18 protein-coding genes are annotated in these 18,836 nt (G+C 44.2%); 2 read left to right on the forward strand and 16 right to left on the reverse strand.

From position 1 onward, the window contains the following. Nucleotides 1-43: 43 nt before the first annotated feature. The 8 genes from AB6E08_RS19380 to AB6E08_RS19415 all read right to left on the reverse strand — a co-directional run bounded on the left by AB6E08_RS19380 (nucleotide 44) and on the right by AB6E08_RS19415 (nucleotide 6,684). On the reverse strand, nucleotides 44-997 hold the full coding sequence (locus AB6E08_RS19380; RefSeq protein WP_102249364.1) for a hypothetical protein: 954 nt from the start codon (nucleotides 995-997) through the stop codon (nucleotides 44-46). Nucleotides 998-1,574: 577 nt separating this feature from the next. Then, a complete protein-coding gene (locus tag AB6E08_RS19385) occupies nucleotides 1,575-1,793 on the reverse strand; it encodes a DUF3820 family protein (protein ID WP_009845653.1) in 219 nt (72 codons plus the stop codon). A 12-nt stretch (nucleotides 1,794-1,805) separates the two neighbouring features. After that, nucleotides 1,806-2,477, reverse strand: a complete 672-nt coding sequence (locus AB6E08_RS19390; RefSeq protein ID WP_372065771.1) for a DUF3313 domain-containing protein — start codon at nucleotides 2,475-2,477, stop codon at nucleotides 1,806-1,808. A gap of 96 nt (nucleotides 2,478-2,573) precedes the next feature. Continuing rightward, entirely contained in the window at nucleotides 2,574-2,927 is a 354-nt protein-coding gene (locus AB6E08_RS19395) for a hypothetical protein (RefSeq protein ID WP_009845655.1), read from the reverse strand. A gap of 169 nt (nucleotides 2,928-3,096) precedes the next feature. After that, on the reverse strand, nucleotides 3,097-4,071 hold the full coding sequence (gene cyoE, locus AB6E08_RS19400; protein ID WP_372065774.1) for a heme o synthase: 975 nt from the start codon (nucleotides 4,069-4,071) through the stop codon (nucleotides 3,097-3,099). Further along, nucleotides 4,061-5,116: a heme A synthase gene (locus AB6E08_RS19405; protein WP_372065777.1), complete on the reverse strand. Its 1,056-nt coding sequence runs from the start codon at nucleotides 5,114-5,116 to the stop codon at nucleotides 4,061-4,063. The genes cyoE and AB6E08_RS19405 overlap by 11 nt, the downstream gene beginning before the upstream one ends. Nucleotides 5,117-5,204: 88 nt before the next feature. Then, nucleotides 5,205-5,813, reverse strand: a complete 609-nt coding sequence (locus AB6E08_RS19410; RefSeq protein WP_372065779.1) for a hypothetical protein — start codon at nucleotides 5,811-5,813, stop codon at nucleotides 5,205-5,207. Beyond that, the gene (locus AB6E08_RS19415; RefSeq protein WP_372065782.1) at nucleotides 5,806-6,684 is read right to left on the reverse strand and encodes an SURF1 family protein; all 879 of its coding nucleotides are present in this window, start codon (nucleotides 6,682-6,684) and stop codon (nucleotides 5,806-5,808) included. Before AB6E08_RS19415 ends, AB6E08_RS19410 begins: the two co-directional genes overlap by 8 nt. On the opposite strand from AB6E08_RS19415, the gene AB6E08_RS19420 reads away from it, so the two are divergent. Continuing rightward, entirely contained in the window at nucleotides 6,623-6,853 is a 231-nt protein-coding gene (locus AB6E08_RS19420; protein WP_009845660.1) for a DUF2909 family protein, read from the forward strand. The two genes, AB6E08_RS19415 and AB6E08_RS19420, sit on opposite strands and share 62 nt — an antisense overlap. A 62-nt stretch (nucleotides 6,854-6,915) precedes the next feature. Here AB6E08_RS19420 and AB6E08_RS19425 read toward each other — a convergent pair whose 3' ends face one another. The 4 genes from AB6E08_RS19425 to coxB are packed head-to-tail and all read right to left on the reverse strand — an operon-like array spanning nucleotide 6,916 to nucleotide 11,421. Continuing rightward, a complete protein-coding gene (locus AB6E08_RS19425) occupies nucleotides 6,916-7,800 on the reverse strand; it encodes a cytochrome c oxidase subunit 3 (RefSeq protein ID WP_017097020.1) in 885 nt (294 codons plus the stop codon). Nucleotides 7,801-7,838: 38 nt separating this feature from the next. After that, nucleotides 7,839-8,513: a cytochrome c oxidase assembly protein gene (locus AB6E08_RS19430; RefSeq protein WP_122046234.1), complete on the reverse strand. Its 675-nt coding sequence runs from the start codon at nucleotides 8,511-8,513 to the stop codon at nucleotides 7,839-7,841. Between the two features lie 11 nt (nucleotides 8,514-8,524). Then, nucleotides 8,525-10,186: a cytochrome c oxidase subunit I gene (gene ctaD, locus AB6E08_RS19435; RefSeq protein WP_054542972.1), complete on the reverse strand. Its 1,662-nt coding sequence runs from the start codon at nucleotides 10,184-10,186 to the stop codon at nucleotides 8,525-8,527. Further along, the gene (gene coxB, locus AB6E08_RS19440; RefSeq protein ID WP_122046232.1) at nucleotides 10,183-11,421 is read right to left on the reverse strand and encodes a cytochrome c oxidase subunit II; all 1,239 of its coding nucleotides are present in this window, start codon (nucleotides 11,419-11,421) and stop codon (nucleotides 10,183-10,185) included. Before coxB ends, ctaD begins: the two co-directional genes overlap by 4 nt. 540 nt (nucleotides 11,422-11,961) lie before the next feature. Between coxB and AB6E08_RS19445 the strand changes: the two genes are divergently transcribed. Beyond that, nucleotides 11,962-13,686, forward strand: a complete 1,725-nt coding sequence (locus tag AB6E08_RS19445; protein ID WP_372065787.1) for a phospho-sugar mutase — start codon at nucleotides 11,962-11,964, stop codon at nucleotides 13,684-13,686. Between the two features lie 127 nt (nucleotides 13,687-13,813). On the opposite strand, the gene AB6E08_RS19450 is transcribed toward AB6E08_RS19445, so the two are convergent. The 4 genes from AB6E08_RS19450 to yegD form a co-directional block, all read right to left on the reverse strand. Then, nucleotides 13,814-14,446, reverse strand: coding sequence for a LysE family translocator (locus tag AB6E08_RS19450; protein ID WP_009845666.1), 633 nt, complete (start codon nucleotides 14,444-14,446; stop codon nucleotides 13,814-13,816). Nucleotides 14,447-14,596: 150 nt separating this feature from the next. Beyond that, nucleotides 14,597-15,229 carry a fumarylacetoacetate hydrolase family protein gene (locus AB6E08_RS19455; RefSeq protein WP_135441879.1) on the reverse strand — a complete coding sequence of 211 codons (633 nt, stop codon included), beginning with the start codon at nucleotides 15,227-15,229 and terminating at the stop codon, nucleotides 14,597-14,599. A gap of 361 nt (nucleotides 15,230-15,590) precedes the next feature. Next, nucleotides 15,591-16,646, reverse strand: coding sequence for a porin (locus AB6E08_RS19460; RefSeq protein ID WP_017097026.1), 1,056 nt, complete (start codon nucleotides 16,644-16,646; stop codon nucleotides 15,591-15,593). A 491-nt stretch (nucleotides 16,647-17,137) separates the two neighbouring features. After that, nucleotides 17,138-18,490: a molecular chaperone gene (gene yegD, locus AB6E08_RS19465; RefSeq protein ID WP_372065793.1), complete on the reverse strand. Its 1,353-nt coding sequence runs from the start codon at nucleotides 18,488-18,490 to the stop codon at nucleotides 17,138-17,140. Nucleotides 18,491-18,836: the final 346 nt, after the last annotated feature.

An 18,836-nucleotide genomic window follows, 5' to 3' on the forward strand; every position in this document is an offset into this window, starting at 1 on the left:
GGCTTGTTCAACACTTGGGATTTAGTGTTGGCTACGCAACACCTTAATCCTTATTCGTTGAAATTAATGACGCGACTGTATCAGGTAAGCTTTTATCCGCTGATGAGTAAACTCTGTCAATATCATCTGTAACTACAATTTGATCCAAAAGCTCAAGCTCTTCAATATCTTCAGCTAACTGATTAGGGTCAATATGAAATGAGAATGATTGCCCAGATTTTAGCTCTTGCCTCGAGTTTGGCTGAGATGTTATAGCATCACGCTGATAAAAAATTCGTTGTCCATTTGTAAGCTGGACTAGAGTACTGCCCAAAAAGACTGTATTAGTTGAGTGATTTTGGACACTAACAGCTAAAAACCATTTGGTACTTCCATGAGCATCAGGAACCAAAGCCCCTGTTGTTTTTATTTGAATATTTGGTTTTTCTAGTGTATTTATTTTCAGTTGTTCACTTGAGGTTTTCCCCTCTATTGACTCAACACCTTTTTCCTTGAATATCAGATCAACAACTGTCTTTGTTAAATGAAGTAGAAACAACTCCCGAAACTCATGAACAGATGGGTAATATTGTAATAATCCGGAATGCTTTAATGACTCAATATAATCAGATAACCGTCTATACTCTTCTTGCATATTCTGTGGTATCGGTTGTTGAGATAGGTATAAAGAAACTTTTGCACCTTTATTTCTTAAGCCTTCAATTTCCTCTACTGTGCCTGATGCATGAGTATCTGTTGGTGTTCCCAACTTACTCCAAAAAATACCGATCCCAAAATCGGCATCTTCTACCATTTGCTGGTTTAGTATTTTCTGAGGATGCATTCCCATCTCTGGCTGTGAATGGGTCTCCCACTTTACTAAGTCAACAGTAGCACCAAGCGCATCGCCAATTTGAGCGTTCCACCGCTGGATAACTTCTGTCGCAGCTTCCCGTTCATTCGAGACATCCCCAGGCGACATTAATAAACATTTAAATTGTATAATTGATTTAGCCATAGATTCCTTCTTCGTTATAACATTTTAATATCGTGCAAACACAAATTCACCCAGCCAATGTATCAAAAAGGTTGCTTATAACCAACTGAATGCTATGCATTTAATATAAAATCGGGTCTCAACATTCAGCGCAAAAACGTGCAAGCACACATTGCCATCAATGTAGGGCACGTTATCATTCTTAGTCACTCACCAATGCACTTACTATTCAACAATTTAACATCAACACCCTCGTTAAATTCGTGCTCATTCAGTGTTAAAAACCACTCTTTCTAAAGTCATTAATTATTCAATAAACTGCCTGTGTGTACAGGTCACTGAGGGGGAAGCTAAAGCTAGTCGATTCTGAACTCGTCATTAATGAACATGGTGGATGACTAATAATTAATAATGAAGACAGGAGCGTTGAGGAAAGGTGTTAAGGGGGCAATATTACAGCTACAGCGACTCTTGTGGGTTAAATTAGAAAGGCAAGATTCAGTTCTTGCCTCTGTATTGAGTGTTCCTCAGAAAACCACAACAACTCGTCACTTATTTGGATGGGATGTTGATTTATGACTGTGAGATGCGACTAGGGCTAATAGTCATATTTAAGCGGTTGCACCACAGAATCTAAGCCCTCAATTTTGAGAGCTAAACATAACTGCATTAAATCGCCCAACTCACCTTGCGGGAAGCCCTTTTTATCGAACCACAGCAAGTATTCTTCAGGTAGGTCAATCAAGGTGCGGCCAGCGTATTTTCCAAATGGCATTTGCATTCTGGCTAGCTTAATTAGGTTCTCTTTCTCTAGCATTACAAGCTCTTTCTAGACGTCGTCGATGTTCTGTAGAGTATCACCTAAACGTTCAACCCAATAGTTGATCGCATCTTTGGCATCATCTAACGAATCAATCATAGTAGAAAAGTCTTTATTACCCGCTTCGCGGTCGATGGCCGCAAACAACGGAGTGCCGTCTTGCGCATCACTGACCAATAGCTCAACACCGGCGCTCCCAACGTTGGTGTGCTCACCTGTCGTCACCTTAGATATGGTCGACATCGCAAGGCCAAACGGCAGCACACTGCTTGTCACCGCTAAGATCGGGTTAGGCGTTTCAACGTTGCTCAAAGCAATGCTTAAGCGCAGCGTGTTCCCTGTTGGTTCATCGACAATCGTTTTGTGAGGCGATATCTTCGCTTCCAAACGACTCACCATATGGTCAGTGAGCTCCTGAATGTCTTCCTGATCTAATGTGCCTTCTTCTGCCAACACAAAGATTTGGTCGATCACCACAGAGTCATAAGCGTCTAACTTGGATTTCAAACGTTGTTCGTCACGCAGCCCTATCCTTGCCCAAACTAAATCAACGCCTCCATCAGGGCCAGGCCGAAAATCTTCATGACTGGTGAATTTAGTAGCGGTTTTAATTGGGCCGCCTGCACAACCAAACAAAAACATGCTGGTTGCAACAAGCAAAAGGACTTTTAAAGGTTTCATAACGCACTTAAGTAAATCAAGGAATTAAGTAAGTATGGCATACCCTAAGTGAAAAAGTTGTAGAAAAAGAGGTAAAACTCAGAGCTCGATCTAAAATCAATGGTTCTGAACGGTATGTGCATACTCTACGATCACCTGATTGCCTTCGATATAAGCATTTTGGATCTCACCATCAACACTCATTCTACTTTTCAGATAAACCACTTTGGGCCCGGATTCATTGTCTTCTTTAAGTGAAGGGAGCACATTCCTTGGCTCCAAATGAAGCAAACGACAGAAGTGACTAACGAAAGACATGGTTAATGCTTTCTCCCCTCTTAGCACTCGCGAAAAATCCAACTGGTTCATCCCTAGCTTTTTTGAAAACTCCATCTGCGTAATTCGCATTCGAGATTTTTGTGACATCCACGTTTGGTACAAAGCATCTCTATCTTGCTCAGTGAATTCCATTACCGGTTCCTTTATATAATTCATGCCAATCAATTGTCCGGCTTTTCATACATGACATGTCAGGGTTTGGTTAGTGGAAACCAAAGGTTTGGTTTTGATATGGGAATAACCTTGTTTGATCTGTACAGAGCTATCAGAGCTATCAGAGCTATCAGAGCTATCAGAGCTATCAGAGCAGATAATGATCCGCCAACAGAGCAACAAACAAAATCATAAGATGATAAATGGAGAACTTGAAGGTCTTCATCGCCATGTTAGGCTCATCACGATACTTAAGTACCCAAGCGTGATAAACAAACCCGCCATTTAACACCAATGAAGCACTTAGGTATATCCAGCTGCTCATGCCGACCAACACCGGCAATATACACACGATGCTGATCAACAAGGTATAGAGCAAAATAGAAGTCTTGGTGTATTCGATTCCGTGGGTCACAGGCAGCATGGGGATGTTCACTTTGGCATACTCGTCACGACGATGAATTGCCAGCGCCCAGAAGTGCGGAGGGGTCCAAATAAATATGATCATCACCAATAACCAAGCGTTTGAATGAAGCTCATTAGTAACTGCCGTCCAGCCCAACAGCGGAGGCATTGCACCAGCGATCCCTGCTATCACGATGTTTTGCGGCGTCGCTCGCTTCAGATACATGGTATAAATCACTGCGTAACCCAACAAGCTTGCAAAGGTTAACCAAGCGGTGAGTTGATTGACCCACACCACAAGCGTGACGAAACCAAGTAAGCCAATACCCGCGGCAAAGCTGAACACGCGCGCACTACTCAGTTCACCGGATGGTAAAGGTCGTCGATTTGTTCGAGTCATCTGGCCGTCGATCTTTTTATCGATCAAATGGTTAAATGCAGCGGCTGAACCTGCCATTAACCCTATCCCAATCATTCCGAACAGAGTTTGCTGTAAAGGTAATCCGTTGGGCACGGCCAAACACATACCCACTAAGGCCGTTAGTAACATCAAAGCCACTACCTTGGGTTTAGTCAGCGTTAAATAGACCTTCCAAGTAGCTTTGTTTTTTGCAGCTATTTCGTTACTTAAAGCTGTGTCATTGTTGGCTGCTATCTTATGAGTTAAGGCTGCGTCTTGAGCCACCACTTCATACTGTGTTGACGTTCTACTGACCATGATTACCTCCTTGTAATACACTGTTCTTCACCAAGCTCTGACTTGGTTTGCGTTGCCACACGACAAAATTGGTCACCACCATGCTGATTAGCAACATCGCTGCGACTAGGTTATGCAAAACCGCGACTGAGATTGGCAGATGAAACCATACATTGCTGATTCCAAGGCTGATTTGAGTAAACAAGACTATTGCGACAATCACGCTCAGCTTTTGGTGAGGCACTTGGCCAAATTTCCATAGCTGGTACACGATCATCAGCACCGTTAACGTCGCCACAATAGCCCCGAACCTGTGCATGACATGGATGGTGAGCCTTGCGGGATATTCCAACACACCAAACTCATAGTTATCATGGCCGTGTTGAGCAAAATCGAACGCATTTTTGAAGTCGAGATAACTCATCCAGTTACCTTCACATATGGGTAACTGTGTACACACCAACGCGGCATAGTTCGACGATGTCCAACCACCAAGCAGTATCTGCCCGACCACAATGAATAGCCCGAACAGCGCCCAAGCCTTAAGTGACGAAGTATACGTAGCCTCACCAAAACGGCTTTGAAATTGAGACAAACGACAGTAGAGCAGACACAACAGCGACAATAGCGTGAAGCCCCCCATCAAATGTGCCATAACCACAACGGGCATCAACTTGAGAGTCACCGTCCACATTCCGAGCAAAGCCTGAAATATCACGGTTGCAGAGATAAGTAACGGAAGACCAGCAGCTGTTATATTCTTTTTAATACACCAAGCAACAACGACAAAGATAAGCAGCCCTAATGTTCCTGCAAAGTAGCGATGGGTCATCTCTATCCACGCTTTGTCTGCTTCGAGAGCTCGTTCTGGAAATTGTAGATTGGCTTGATTCACTGCTTGGGCATCAGAAGGAACGGTTATCTTGCCGTAACACCCTGGCCAATCAGGACAGCCAAGGCCAGCATCCGACAAACGGGTATAAGCGCCGAGCACGATCACGGTAAGGGTTAATAAGATCGTTAATCTCATCATGTGTATGAGTAAATCAGGGGCTCTATTCTGCATCGTTTATCTCCCTATATTTATTCCCTTTTCGCTAACAACACTCAGCATTAACGCAATTTGCTAAAGCTCATCAACTTAAGCTGATTAACTACCCAACTCGTGACAGATTAAGCAGCTTTCTTAGATCATGAATCATGCCTTTAGATTGACCAACTAACTGAGACGGGTCAGAAACGCTTTTGTACTCCATGACCAACTGCCCTAGTGGGTCAATAATGACAATCGAAGCAGGTGAAAACTCAGTACTTAACTGATCACCACCAGCTAACAAAGATAAATCCGGCTTATCGAGCGAACCCGACAACGAATTACCTTCTGAGACAAAAACAACGGCAGTCACTCGCTCTTTGTTTTTCCCTAACGCCAAATAGCTTTGATTCAAATAATGGAGTTGTTGTTCGCACAAGCTTTCACACTCTGTAGGAGCGATATAACCCACTAACCACCCTTCTCCAGCCATGGGTACCGTTACGCCGAAATCCGCAAGCGTGGTTCTTGGTTCTACCAATTCGCCAGAGTTAGTGACACCTGAGGTATACCAATTCTGGTCCAATACAGTTTTGGCGATAATGGCTGGCAAAGCGAAAATTAAAACAAGTCCAATTAATACCAAGCGCCCTTTAGTACGACGGCTTCTGAGCTCAGCCATGTTTGCCTCGGTAATTTCCCTGTTCACTTGTACTTGAGATTTATCCATCCTTATTCCTCGTGATAGGTGTTGCTTTTAGGTACCGATAGCCAATCAACATCGTCAAAAACAAAAGTACCGCAGCCATAACAAACCATTGAAATGAGTAACCAAAGTGCTTCTCAGATTTCATCGCCGTTGGACGCCATAACATTTCATAGGGCCATGAATCTAAACTCTGAGGTTGGAAGACAAAGGGCAGCACTTCTTGCCCGGTGTACTGTGATAGTGCTGTTATGTTTAAGTTTTGAATTCTATTCGGTGTCGTATTTTCTAATCCCAACTCATGACTTAGAGGGTTCACCGAACGTGTGTACAAACGCCCTGACATATTGGTTGGTAGTGTGATGCTTCCTAATTGGGGTAGCTCTCTTCTGTCACGGCTCGCTGCAACGAACCCAAGATCGATCAACAGTTGTTTTCTTCCATCTTGTGTTGGAACTTCGCCCAACATGTAAATCACATACCCTACCGTTCCTTGGTTAATCTGGTTGTCTAACAAAACCACTAAACCACTTGGTGCTTCCAATCCCACATCAACCTTCAAACCATTTAAAGACGGCAGTTCAGGTGAGCCTTGCGCTTGTGTACGCGAGTCTTTCCATTCAGAGATAACCGCATCCAATGACCTAGACGATTGCTGCGCTCTTTCTGATAGCTGCTGTTCATAGCGCAATTTCTCGTTACCTCGATCTAACTGCCACAAACCCAACTTGATTAAAATGCCGACTGAAACCACAGTTAAAACAACCGCTATCCAAAAACCTTTACTGCGGAACTTGTGTTCATCATCAATCAATCGGTTTGGAGTTATCACTATGGCGTCATCTACCTTTGTGTTGTTGTTTAAAATTGTGTTAGTCGCTTTGCTGTTCTTCATCGCTTTCAATTTGATGAAAGGCCTAATTCAAATCGCCTCAGGTAAACACAATGGCAAAAGACTGAGTCACTTCTTAGGTCGCCGTGTGATGCTGTCTGCCATCGTAGTGCTATTATTGTTACTTGCCCTAGCCTCAGGCACCATCACTCCAAATCCAAGACCTTACTAAGGCATTCAAGTTTTCAAACTTATTTATTCTTCAAAACACGACTTAAAGCAGCCCGTACATCATCAAAGTACATAGACAAACACGAACAGACCTAACCAAACCACATCAACAAAGTGCCAATACCAACTGCCCGCTTGGAACGCAAAGTGGTCTTTCGGAGTGAAGTGGTCTTTCGCAACTCTTGCCAGCAACACGATCAAAAAGATAGTTCCTAAACAGACATGCAAACCATGGAACCCAGTCAACAAGAAGAAGGTATTGCCGTAGATACCAGACTGAAGTGTCAGCCCCATCTCTTGATAAGCGTGAAGATACTCTTCAACTTGGAAGAACAGGAAGAAGCCAGCCAGAACAATGGTTATCTCCAACCAGACGATCAAAGCCATACGCTTATTTTGTTCAAGACTGATATGTGCCATGTGCAGCGTCACAGAGGAAAGCAGCAGGATAATGGTGTTCTTAAGCGGGATACCTTGCCAAGGCATGGCTTGTGTCGTTACGCCATCAGGGGTAGTCGTTAATGGCCATATCGATTGGAACATCGGCCACAATACTTCATGGGTCATTTCATTATTACCCGCACCACCAATCCAAGGTACAGAAATCATACGAGCATAGAAAAGCGCGCCAAAGAAAGCGCCGAAGAACATGATTTCGGAGAAAATAAACCAACTCATTCCTTGTCTAAAAGAACGAGATATCTGCTCAGAATAAACGCCACTTAATGATTCTGTGATCACATTGCTGAACCAACCTGCGAGCATGTAAAGCAGCACAGCAAACCCGACTAACAACACCGCTTTGCCAAATACTCCACCGGCTGCGTCGGTGCCCATATTTTGCACCGTCAAGCCAGCACCAACCGCGACCAAAAACAGTGCTACAGCACCCACTAATGGCCAGTGACTTTGATGTGGAACGAAATAAACTTCCTTTTTAGAACTCATCGCTCAACTCCTTATGTTGATACTGGTTCTGTAAATCCCTAGTTACTTGCGAGTGTGCTCGCTTTTGGTGAGCCAGATTGTAGTGTGCTCAATGTTGATGTACTCACTTCAGGCTTACTTGCCTTTCCACTCACCTGACTCGTGATGTTAAACAGCGTATATGAGAGCGTGAGTGTATGTATCGATTCTGGAATATCTGGCTCAATGTAAAATATCAAACCCATTTCTGCGCTCTTGTGCCCGTCCAATGGCTGCTGATTAAAGCAAAAGCATTCCATCTTATTGAAGTAAGTTGCCCCCATACCTGGAGAAACCGATGGTACGGCTTGGCCAACCAATGAGGCTCCAGATAGGTTTTTAGCTATGTAGTTAGTTTGAACCACTTCACCAGGGTGAACCTCTAACACTCGAACTTCAGGCGAGAACTGCCACGGCATATCTGGCTTAATGTGCGACATGAATTCAACACGAACAGTACGAGAGTAATCAGGCTGCATTCCCTGAGGTTGCACCGCTGAAACAGTATTAGTTTTGCCATTAATGCCTAAGGCCTCGCACATCACATCGTAGAGCGGCACCAAAGCGAAACCGAAGCCAAACATCGCCACCACGCTCAACACCAAGTAGCCCGTCAGCTTTTTAGTCGATCGCTTATTAGACAGGCGCTTTGGTTGCTTTTTATCTTGATTGGGATCGCTTTGCTTATCACTCATAGCTCATCCCTTTAATCTACTTTAGGTGGATGAGTAAAGGTGTGGTGAGGCGCTGGGCTTGGTACTGTCCATTCTAGCCCTTCAGCCCTATCCCAAGGCTTGCTTGGTGCAGGCTCTCCGCCTCTTACGCACTTAATCGCTAGCCATAAGAAAATCAACTGAGACAACCCAAAGGCAAAGCCACCAATCGACACGACTTGGTTAACGTCAGCAAATTGAATGGCGTAATCTGGAATACGACGCGGCATGCCCGCTAGCCCTAAAAAGTGCATAGGGAAGAACAGTACATTAACTGAGATTACCGACGTCCAGAAATGCCACAGACTGAGCTTGTGGTCGTACATATGCCCAGTCCATTTCGGCAGCCAGTAATAAGCTGCGGCCATAATTGAGAACACGGCGCCTGTCACCAGAACATAGTGGAAATGAGCCACAACAAAATAGGTATCGTGGTATTGGAAATCCGCAGGCACGATAGCAAGCATCAATCCGGATAACCCACCAATCGTAAACAAAACAATAAAGGCAATCGCAAACAGCATTGGGGTTTCAAAGGTCAAAGCCCCCCGCCACATGGTCGCCACCCAGTTGAACACTTTCACACCGGTCGGCACCGCAATCAGCATAGTGCAATACATGAAGAACAATTCGGCAAAGACTGGCATACCCGTGGTGAACATGTGGTGCGCCCAAACCAAGAATGACAACAATGCGATACTACAAGTCGCGTACACCATAGAGTGGTAGCCAAACAGACGCTTACCACTGAATGCTGGGATGATGGCTGAGACAATACCAAAAGAAGGCAAGATCATGATGTACACTTCGGGGTGCCCAAAGAACCAGAATATGTGCTGGAACATCACCGGGTCCCCACCACCAGCGGCATCAAAAAAGCTAGTCCCAAAGTATTTATCAGTCAGCACCATGGTAACCGCACCCGCGAGCACGGGCATCACGGCTATTAGTAAGAAAGCGGTAATTAACCATGTCCATACGAACATCGGTAGCTTGAACCAAGTCATACCTGGCGCGCGCATGTTCACTATGGTTACGATCACGTTAATCGCCCCCATGATCGAACTGATCCCCATAATATGAACTGAGAATACGAATAGCGCGGTGCTGTCTGGGCCATAAGTTGTCGAAAGTGGCGCGTAGAAGGTCCAACCAAAGCTCGGGCCGCCTCCCTCAGTAAACAAAGATCCGATCAAGATTAAAAATGCAAAAGGCAGAATCCAGAAACTGAGGTTGTTCATTCTCGGCAGCGCCATATCTGGAGCACCGATCATCATCGGGATCATCCAGTTAGCCAAGCCCGTAAATGCCGGCATCACCGCACCAAATACCATGATTAAACCGTGGACTGTGGTCATCTGATTAAAGAAATCGGGCTCAACGAGTTGCAAACCCGGTTGGAATAGCTCAGCACGGATGACCATCGCCATCGCACCACCCGTTAAGAACATCGCAAAACTGAACCAAAGATATAATGTACCAATGTCTTTATGATTGGTTGAGTACAGCCAACGCGCCCAACCTTTGGGTGCCGCATGTGAGTCGTGATCATCAACAGGCAAATCATTATTGCCTAGTGTACCTTCCGTAGAATGGCTCAGTGCTTGGTCTTCTGCTGGAGCCGATTTCACCGGCTTATTGATTGGTGAACTCATAACTGCTCCTTAGCATCGTTTTGTGCTTTGTCCGTTGAGCCTTTCGTTTCATCCGTTGAACCTTGTTCGTCAGAAGCTTGTTCCCCGCCTTCTTGCTTGGCTTTATAAGCGTTCACATCTGAAGCCTGAACAATATCGCCAGTGTCATTACCCCAAGCGTTTCGTTGATAAGTCACTACCGCTGCGATCTCTTTCTCAGTTAACTGATTATCGAATGCTTGCATCGCCGTCCCGCCACGACCATAAACAATAGTGTCGATATGAACATCCACATCGCCAAGCGCAATAGGGCTTCCTTTTATGGCAGGAAATGCTCCAGGGATACCTTCGCCGTTAACTTGGTGACACACCGCACAACGAGTTTTATACACCTCTTCGCCAATGGTATTGAGCTCTTCCAAGGAAAGTGACGCATCTAATGCATCTTGCGCGGCTTGCTGTGCGGCTACCGCCAATTCTTTTTGTTCGGCTAACCATGCGTCATACTCAGCTTCTTCCATCGCATGCACCACTATCGGCATAAACCCATGAGCACGGCCACACAACTCTGCACACTGCCCGCGGTAGACGCCGGGCTCATCTATCTTTGTCCAAGCCTCATTAATAAAACCTGGAATGGTATCTTTCTTAACGGCGAATGCTGGCACCCACCATGAGTGAATCACATCATCGGAAGTCATCAAAAAGCGGACTTTACGATTGATAGGCAGTACAAGTGGCTTATCAACTTCTAGCAGGTAATGCGCGCCTTTCACTTCGATGCCTTCAATCTCTTTGTCACTGGTTGCTAGGAGGCTGAAAAACTCAACGTCTTCACCAAAATAGCTGTAGTGCCATTTCCATTGTGACCCTGTGATTTTTACGGTCAGATCTGATTGGGAGGTGTCTTCCATCGCTATTAAGGTTTTAGTGGCGGGTATCGCCATAGCGATAAGGATAATAATAGGAATGATGGTCCAAAGAATTTCTACTTTCGTGCTTTCGTGAAAATGGGCAGCAACCGCACCCTTCGACTTTCTGTGCCTCAGAATCGAATAGAACATCACTCCAAAAACAACAAAGGCAATCGCACAGCAGATATAGAAGATCAGCATATGAAGCTCGTATACCTTACCGCTGATCTCAGTGACACCTTGAGTCATGTTGTATTCACTGCTTGCATGCACCAAAGGCGACACCAAAACCACAACAAAACTTTTCAAAAGCCACGCTAGCCTAACCAGTAATCTTTTCAAAAGATCTCTCCTTATCCTTCCTAATTGGATACTTGCGACCTAAATGTCGTTGCGAGCTGTGTTTCGTTACGAGCTATATTCGTTGCGAGCTACGTTTCATTACGAACTACATGTCATTACGAGCTATGTATCATTCCGAGCCAGACAACATTCATTGTTATTCCAGCTGAACATGAAAAGCTGAATCTCAATCTACAACTCACATGGAGCTAGCCTGTAAACGGGCTGCTGACATCATCTGAACTTAAGAACCTATACGGATCATAAGCGTTGTAAGTTTCCACTAAAGATTCAAAAACGACGAACTTGTTAAGTTTTGTTATATTTATGTAAAAGGCTAGTTAGTGATATCCAATTGTTCAAGGTAAGTTTACTTATTAAACAGTCAATTATTTGAAGTAGCTTTACCCATATGCCTTTCCCTTGCTGTTGGAATTTATTTTAAATCGAGTTTTACGATTGCTTTCATAGAAATGATAATCAGTATCATTTAAATTAAATCAACAGAAAGACACCCCGATATTAAAAGGTTTAGTGATTATGCAAGATGCAATGAACTGGTTAGCGAGAGACCCAGACCCAAGAACTCGTGAAGAGCTTCAATACCTTATCGATGAGGGAATGCACGACGAACTTGAAGACCGCTTTATTCAACGATTAGAATTCGGAACAGCGGGACTGCGCGGCAAAGTCGGATGCGGCCCAAATAGAATGAACCGCCTGGTCATACAAGAAACGGCCACAGGCCTTGGCCACTATTTAATTGAACATGTCGCAAATGCCTCTATGCGTGGTGTAGTGGTTGGCTACGACGGCCGTTTAGATTCAAAGCAATTCGCAATTGATACAGCTTCTGTACTCACCGCTTTAGGTATTAAGGTTTACCTAACTTCGAATGTTGCTGCGACACCTATCGTTGCCTTTGGTATTGAGCACTTCAACGCGGCAGCGGCGGTTGTCGTGACGGCCAGCCACAACCCGCCGGAGTACAATGGCTTCAAAGTGTACTGGGAGAATGGCGCTCAAATCATTCCCCCTCATGATGCAGGCATTGCTGCTGAAATAGACATCGCATCGACCAAGGCCATCCCATTGATGAGCCTTAGTGACGCTGAAACACAGGGTAAGTTGGTATGGTTAACTGAAGGCTATTATCAAACGTACCGCGCTGCGATCAACCAGAGCCCACACGTGAGTAAAGAGATCGAATCGGCGAACACCACCATCACCTATACCGCTATGCATGGTGTCGGCGCACAAATGGCGGAAGATCTACTTCATGATTCTGGATTCCATAAGGTGTTCAGTGTTGCCGAACAGAGAGAGCCAGATGGTCACTTCCCAACCGTAAACTTCCCCAACCCGGAAGAAAAAGGCGCGATGGATCTTGTGGTTAACTTAGCAAAAAGTGTCGATGCCGACATCGCTTGCGCTAATGACCCAGATGCAGACCGATTTGCCGTTGCCGTTCGAACCGATGATAAAGTCAGAACTGAAGATGCTTCCTACAAAATGCTAACAGGTGACCAAGTGGGTGTGTTATTCGCGCACTACTTGCTATCAAAGCCACACACTAAAAACCAGTTAGTTGGTAACAGTATCGTATCTTCAACTCTACTTGAGAAAGTGGCTAATTCTCACGGTGCGACTTACTTCCAAACGCTGACTGGCTTTAAATGGTTAGCGAATATTGGCATGCAATTAGAAGATGAGAAAAACGAGTTCTTGTTCGCCTATGAAGAAGCATTAGGCTACACAATTGGCACTCAGGTACGAGACAAAGATGGACTGTCTGCTATCGTCGTGTTTGCTCAACTGGTTGAGGAGTTAAAATCTCAAGGGCGAACCGTTTGGGATCTTCTCGCTCAAATTTCATTTGAACATGGGGTTCATACCAACGCGCAACGAAGTATTGCCCTAGACCCAGATTCACCATCGATTGGTTCTAAACTCCGCTCGGCACAACCAAAAGTAATAAACGGTGTCACTATCTCTGTGATTGAAGATCTGCAGTCTTCTTTGCGCTTTATTGTCGGTGGGGCTACCGAGGCGATTAACCTGCCCGCGAGTGACGTACTCATCTATCATCTCGAGGATGGTTCACGCATTATCGTCCGCCCTTCAGGAACAGAACCAAAAGTTAAGGTTTATTATGAGACGGTAACAAAGTTCGAAGGGACAGAAACCTATGACGATACTCGCAAGCGCGGTGAAGAGTACATGGATAGGCTCATCGAACAACACCAGAAAGAGTTGAACTCTTAGAGCATCATTCTTTCAAAACATCAGTTCAATGAAGTGCAATATGTAACTGATAGACATAAAAAATGGACGCTCGAAGCGTCCATTTTTGTATCGGCGGCTAACCCCGATAAACTGTTTGAGTTGCAGTCTACGAGGTAAAGAAGGAAGACAACATCCACACCGCTAACACGATGAAAACTCCGCCCATCACTTTTTGCTGATAGGTGCGAAACTTTGCATTTTCTACCAAAGATTTACCAATAGTGCCCACTAACGCCACAAGTAAAAAGTTGAACGTCAAACCTAGCACATTCAGCAATAAACCCAGAACGAGCATCTGCTCGCCCGAAGTCGCTTCAATACTCGTCGATACAAACTGCGGTAAGAACATCACGAAGAAAACCAACGCTTTAGGATTAAGCAGGTTACTAATAAGTGCTCGTTGGTAGTACGCTTTTGCAGCACGGTTGTCGCTTAACTCAGGCGCATTACCCTGTTCTGTTCGAAGACAATCCCAACCCATCTTTAATAAGTATGCACCGCCTAATAGATGAAGGGCTTTTAAAGCCACTGGACTCATCGCAATCAATGCTGAAACGCCCATTGCTGCCAATACTGTCAGGATAATTCCAGAAGTCGCATTACCTAAGCTCGCAAACACACCGACTTTACGGCCATAGCTCATGCTTGAGCTTGCGATGAGTAACATATCAGGGCCTGGTAAAAGGAGAAGAGCTACAACGGCCGTCAGGTAAACAGGTAGGATGGTTAAATCGATCATGGGTTTCAGTATTGATAAAAATGGAGGCGAATTTTATATCAAATACTAACGCCCTTCCAGATGCAATCAGTTGCTAGGTGTTAAATCAATCGAATTAAACACCATTAATAAACAGTAAAACCAATTTATTAACTAAATACAAAAGACTAATTAACGTGCTACCCACTCGATCTCAATCACAGTGGTTTCACCACACTTTAGGCGCCCAAGGAAAATATCACCTTGATGTACCTCTCCAACACCTTTCGGAGTGCCCGTCATCACAACATCACCGTCTAGCAAAGTCGTATAAGAAGATAACTCTTCGAGGATGGTCTCTGGGGAATAAAGCATCTGTTCAACATGCCCTTTTTGAACGCGGACACAGTTAATAAATAACTCTAAGTTTAAGTCAGAGAGGTCCAAGTTATCTATGGGAACAAAGCGGCTAAAAACAGCAGAACCATCAAAAGCTTTAGCACGCTCCCAAGGCAGACCTTTCGCCTTCAAACTACTTTGTAACTCGCGTTTGGTAAGGTCTAAACCTAGCCCCACGGCAGAGTATTCACCGTTTTCAACAATGAAGCAGATTTCAGCTTCATAATGTAACGTTTCTTGATGGAAAGATGATAGAGAAGACGTAACGCTAGTGCTCGGCTTATTAAACACCACCATAGAGTCAGGGATAACATTATTAAGCTCTTCGATGTGATCAACATAATTGCGCCCAATACACAGTACTTTGCTGGGTGTTGCTGTTCGTTTCGAATTCATCAATTGCTCCTGATCTACAACGCTGCTCATAGTTTGTCCCTAAACTGTTTTTTTGGAGCGCAGAGTTTACCGCATCATTAAAAGAGAATCTTCGACAAGATGGTTATCAATATCTAAATTCTGATCTTTAGCTCAATTAAACGATTTAAATACTTTTATCCGAAGATCGCGACGTATAAGAACTGATGACAAGAGCCATAGCTACGTAGATGAAATGAATGGCTGGGTAACATGAAGGAAAAGCTAAAACAGATGCGTATAGAACGAAAGCAGCCCTCTCAAACCAAAAGGCTTCAGAGGGCTTAGCATGGTGTCTAGGACAGTATCCGAAAAGGTAAATTTAAGGAGTAAACACTATGCATAATAGTGGTCAAACTCAATGAGTCGCGACTTATAGGTAGAAACGAGCACCAATAGTCCACTTGTCGTCAGTTTTTCTGTTGTCTGCATCGTTTAGATCAAACTGATAGCCAGTGTAGCCAACAACATTACTCGTAAAGTTGTATTCAGCTTGTAGAGCTAGCTCTTCACGGTCAGTTTGTGTTGCCGCGCCTTTCGTCGCTTCGCCTTCAACAACTTCGTAGTTAACGCTTAAGTTTAAGCTGTTCGCTAAAGCGTACGCCGCTAGCAATTCATATGCATCACTTTCTTCAAGGCCTACGTTCATGTTTTCGTTTGAAGCGTAGATACCTGCTAGGTATAAACCTGAACCGTAAGAACCGTATGCAGCAGAAACTAGGTGAGATTCAGCCGTCTTAGAAACACCACCCTCTTTGAAGTCACCAGTGTTGAAGGCATAACCCAATTTAACACCAGCGATTGAGTAACCAAGAGTCGCTTGAATACGGTCATCGTAAGACACCGTTGAACGAGTAGTAACAACAACACCACCAAGAACGTTTTCAGTGTCAGTCGTTACGTCATTGCTGCCCTGCCAACCTAGACCAAAGCTAAGCTCACCCGCTTCACCAAAATCAAATCCGTTGCGGTAACTTGCCATTTTGTCTGCACGACCAGTACCTAGTGCACCGTGGTTGTCGTATAAGAAATCGTTCGCGAAAGCGATCGGCATATCAGTAGCTGAAGCTACATCGTAGTATGGCGCCCACTGCGTACCTGCAACAGCACGACCTAGCTCATCATGAGTTAAACCTACGTAACCAAGACGAGTAGTAAACGATTCATCACCACCGTTTAGGTAGTTAAGCGCCCATTCGCCTTTAGCGTCAGCTGTGAAGCCATTGCCTAATTCTTGCGTAGCATTAAAGTTGATGCGTGGTGAGTTTGTACCAACATCCGTATCGCCTTTCTCTGAACCATTCAGGTTTACAGAAACGTGACCACCAACAGAGAAGGCTGTACCGTCTTCGTTATAAAGCTCTACCGCAACTGCCTGTGTACCAAATACTGCACCAGAAATTGCTAGCGCTAAAAGTTTCTTATTCATTGTCATATCCATTTGTAACTGGGAGAGTGATTCCATAACAACCTCGTGCTTACGGAGAGGTTGTTACCTGCATTTAACAAGTGGGAAAACACTAATATACGACTGACAAAAAAGTTGCATTAAAATATATAAAATAAAAAAAATCGCGCTATAAAAACAAAAAATACCATTAAAAACAAACCATTAAAAACAAACCTCAAGCTAATTTTTGGTATATTTTGATATAAAAAACCTTCAATTTTTTGATTTCCCAATCATAAAAACAGCATTAGACACTTAGGCTACAAACGACTTTCCAGACCATTCTGCGACATACTATTAACTTAGAAACATCCTGTAACATAATGAGCCGTGCTGAAATATTTAGCCTTGTGAAACAATTCCCAATTTGAACTAGGAAAAGTTGCTTTATTGAAAGTTCACTAGAGAAAATACAAAAAAAAAGGGCAACCAATCCGTGACTGGTTGCCCTAATACAAGTTAGTACATTCTTATTTGAAGCAAACCTCAGCCCAACGTGCTAGGCCTGAGGTTACGGAACCAAAATAGTTACCACTCACAATTGGCACATTCGGTACGGCTTGTTGTACTGCTTCTCGAAGAATAGGAGAACGGGCTGAACCACCCGTCATATAGATGACATCTGGCTTTTTCTGACCTTGTTGAATCGCTTCTTTGACCAATTCAATCATCTTAGATTTTGGCGTTTCAATCGCTTCAATCATCTGCTCAACGGAGATATCCACTTCAATCAGATCTGATGCAACATTGATTGCTGTTCGATATTGGGAGGATTCTGCCAATGCAATCTTGGCTTCTTCCGCCCGACGCACAATGCTGTAACCTAAAGTATCGTGATAGACCTTCATTAAACGGTCTAACTTTTGAGGCTCTGAAGCTTCTTTACGAAGTAACTTTAACGCGGCTAGGTTTTCCCTTGAATAGAAGTTTTTTTGAGCTTCTACATTGTTTATCGCAATTGGATTCCAGAATTGAGTCAACGGCATATCGATACCCGAAATACCCTTACTACCCATACCGAAAGGTGACATCAATTGTTTGAAGGCAAGGTAAATATCAAGATCATTACCCCCAACCCTTTGTCCACTGTGTGCTAACAAGCTTTGGGTGCGGTTCGCTTTACCAGACCAACTTGGCCCCATTTCTAACAATGAGCAATCGGTGGTACCACCACCAATATCGACAACTAATACCGTTTGGTTCTCAGTCAGAGTACTTTCGTAATCAAGGCCTGCAGCGACCGGTTCAAACTGAAAAGCGATATCAAGGAAACCTGCACGTTTGGCTGCACGTGAGAGTATATCTTCGGCTTGTCGGTTTGCTTCTTCACCACCACGACCGTGGAAGTTAATTGGTCGCCCAATAACAGCTTGTTTGATCGGCTCTTGAGTCGTGATTTCAGCTTGATGCTTGATATTCGCCATCATGGCGCACACTAAATCTTCGAAGAAACTCACCTGAACATCATGCAATCCACTGGCACCAAGGAAAGACTTAGGGGACTTAACATAATAAACGTCACGAGGGTCTTCCAAATAAAGGTCCAATGCAGCCTGACCAAATGCCATGTCTTCTGGCACTAGGTCGATACTCTCTTCTCGGCTCAGAGCGATAGCACGTCGCAACACCTGCTCACCAATCGCATCACTCGGTTTGATATTCAAATGGCGAAATAGGTGCTCAGAAACGCTCTCACGAGTAGGTGCAAATACCGTTGAGGGAATATAATGGTTGCTACCTTCTAATGGTAACAGGCTTGGTTCTCCATCAACCATCGCCGCGACAGAACAGTTCGCTGTTCCATAATCAAACCCAATAAACATAATATCCCCCACTCAACAAAAGGGGCGAGATGCTACATGAAAAGCCTTTAAATTACGAGGTCATTTGTCGATTTTACTTAGGGTCTGTTGACCTTTCGTGGTTAAATTTTTGTTCGAGATAGAATCGTTTTAGGCGCGGCAAGATGTATGTAGCCTAGTCATTCTAAGTAAATACATCTTAACAAAGTATAAAACGATTCTAACCGAACCCTTCGGGCAGCCTTTGTGGTTCATTTCTACTGTGTTATCGGCTTCTCATGTAGGCTAGCTACACTTCAAAGCCTCTGCCTTGCGGCGTTTTTCAAGGTAGTTGTCATCATTCGCTTGTTTACTAAGCAGCTTCTCT

This window comes from Vibrio sp. 10N.247.310.24, from assembly GCF_041467175.1.
Classification (GTDB): domain Bacteria; phylum Pseudomonadota; class Gammaproteobacteria; order Enterobacterales; family Vibrionaceae; genus Vibrio; species Vibrio tasmaniensis_A.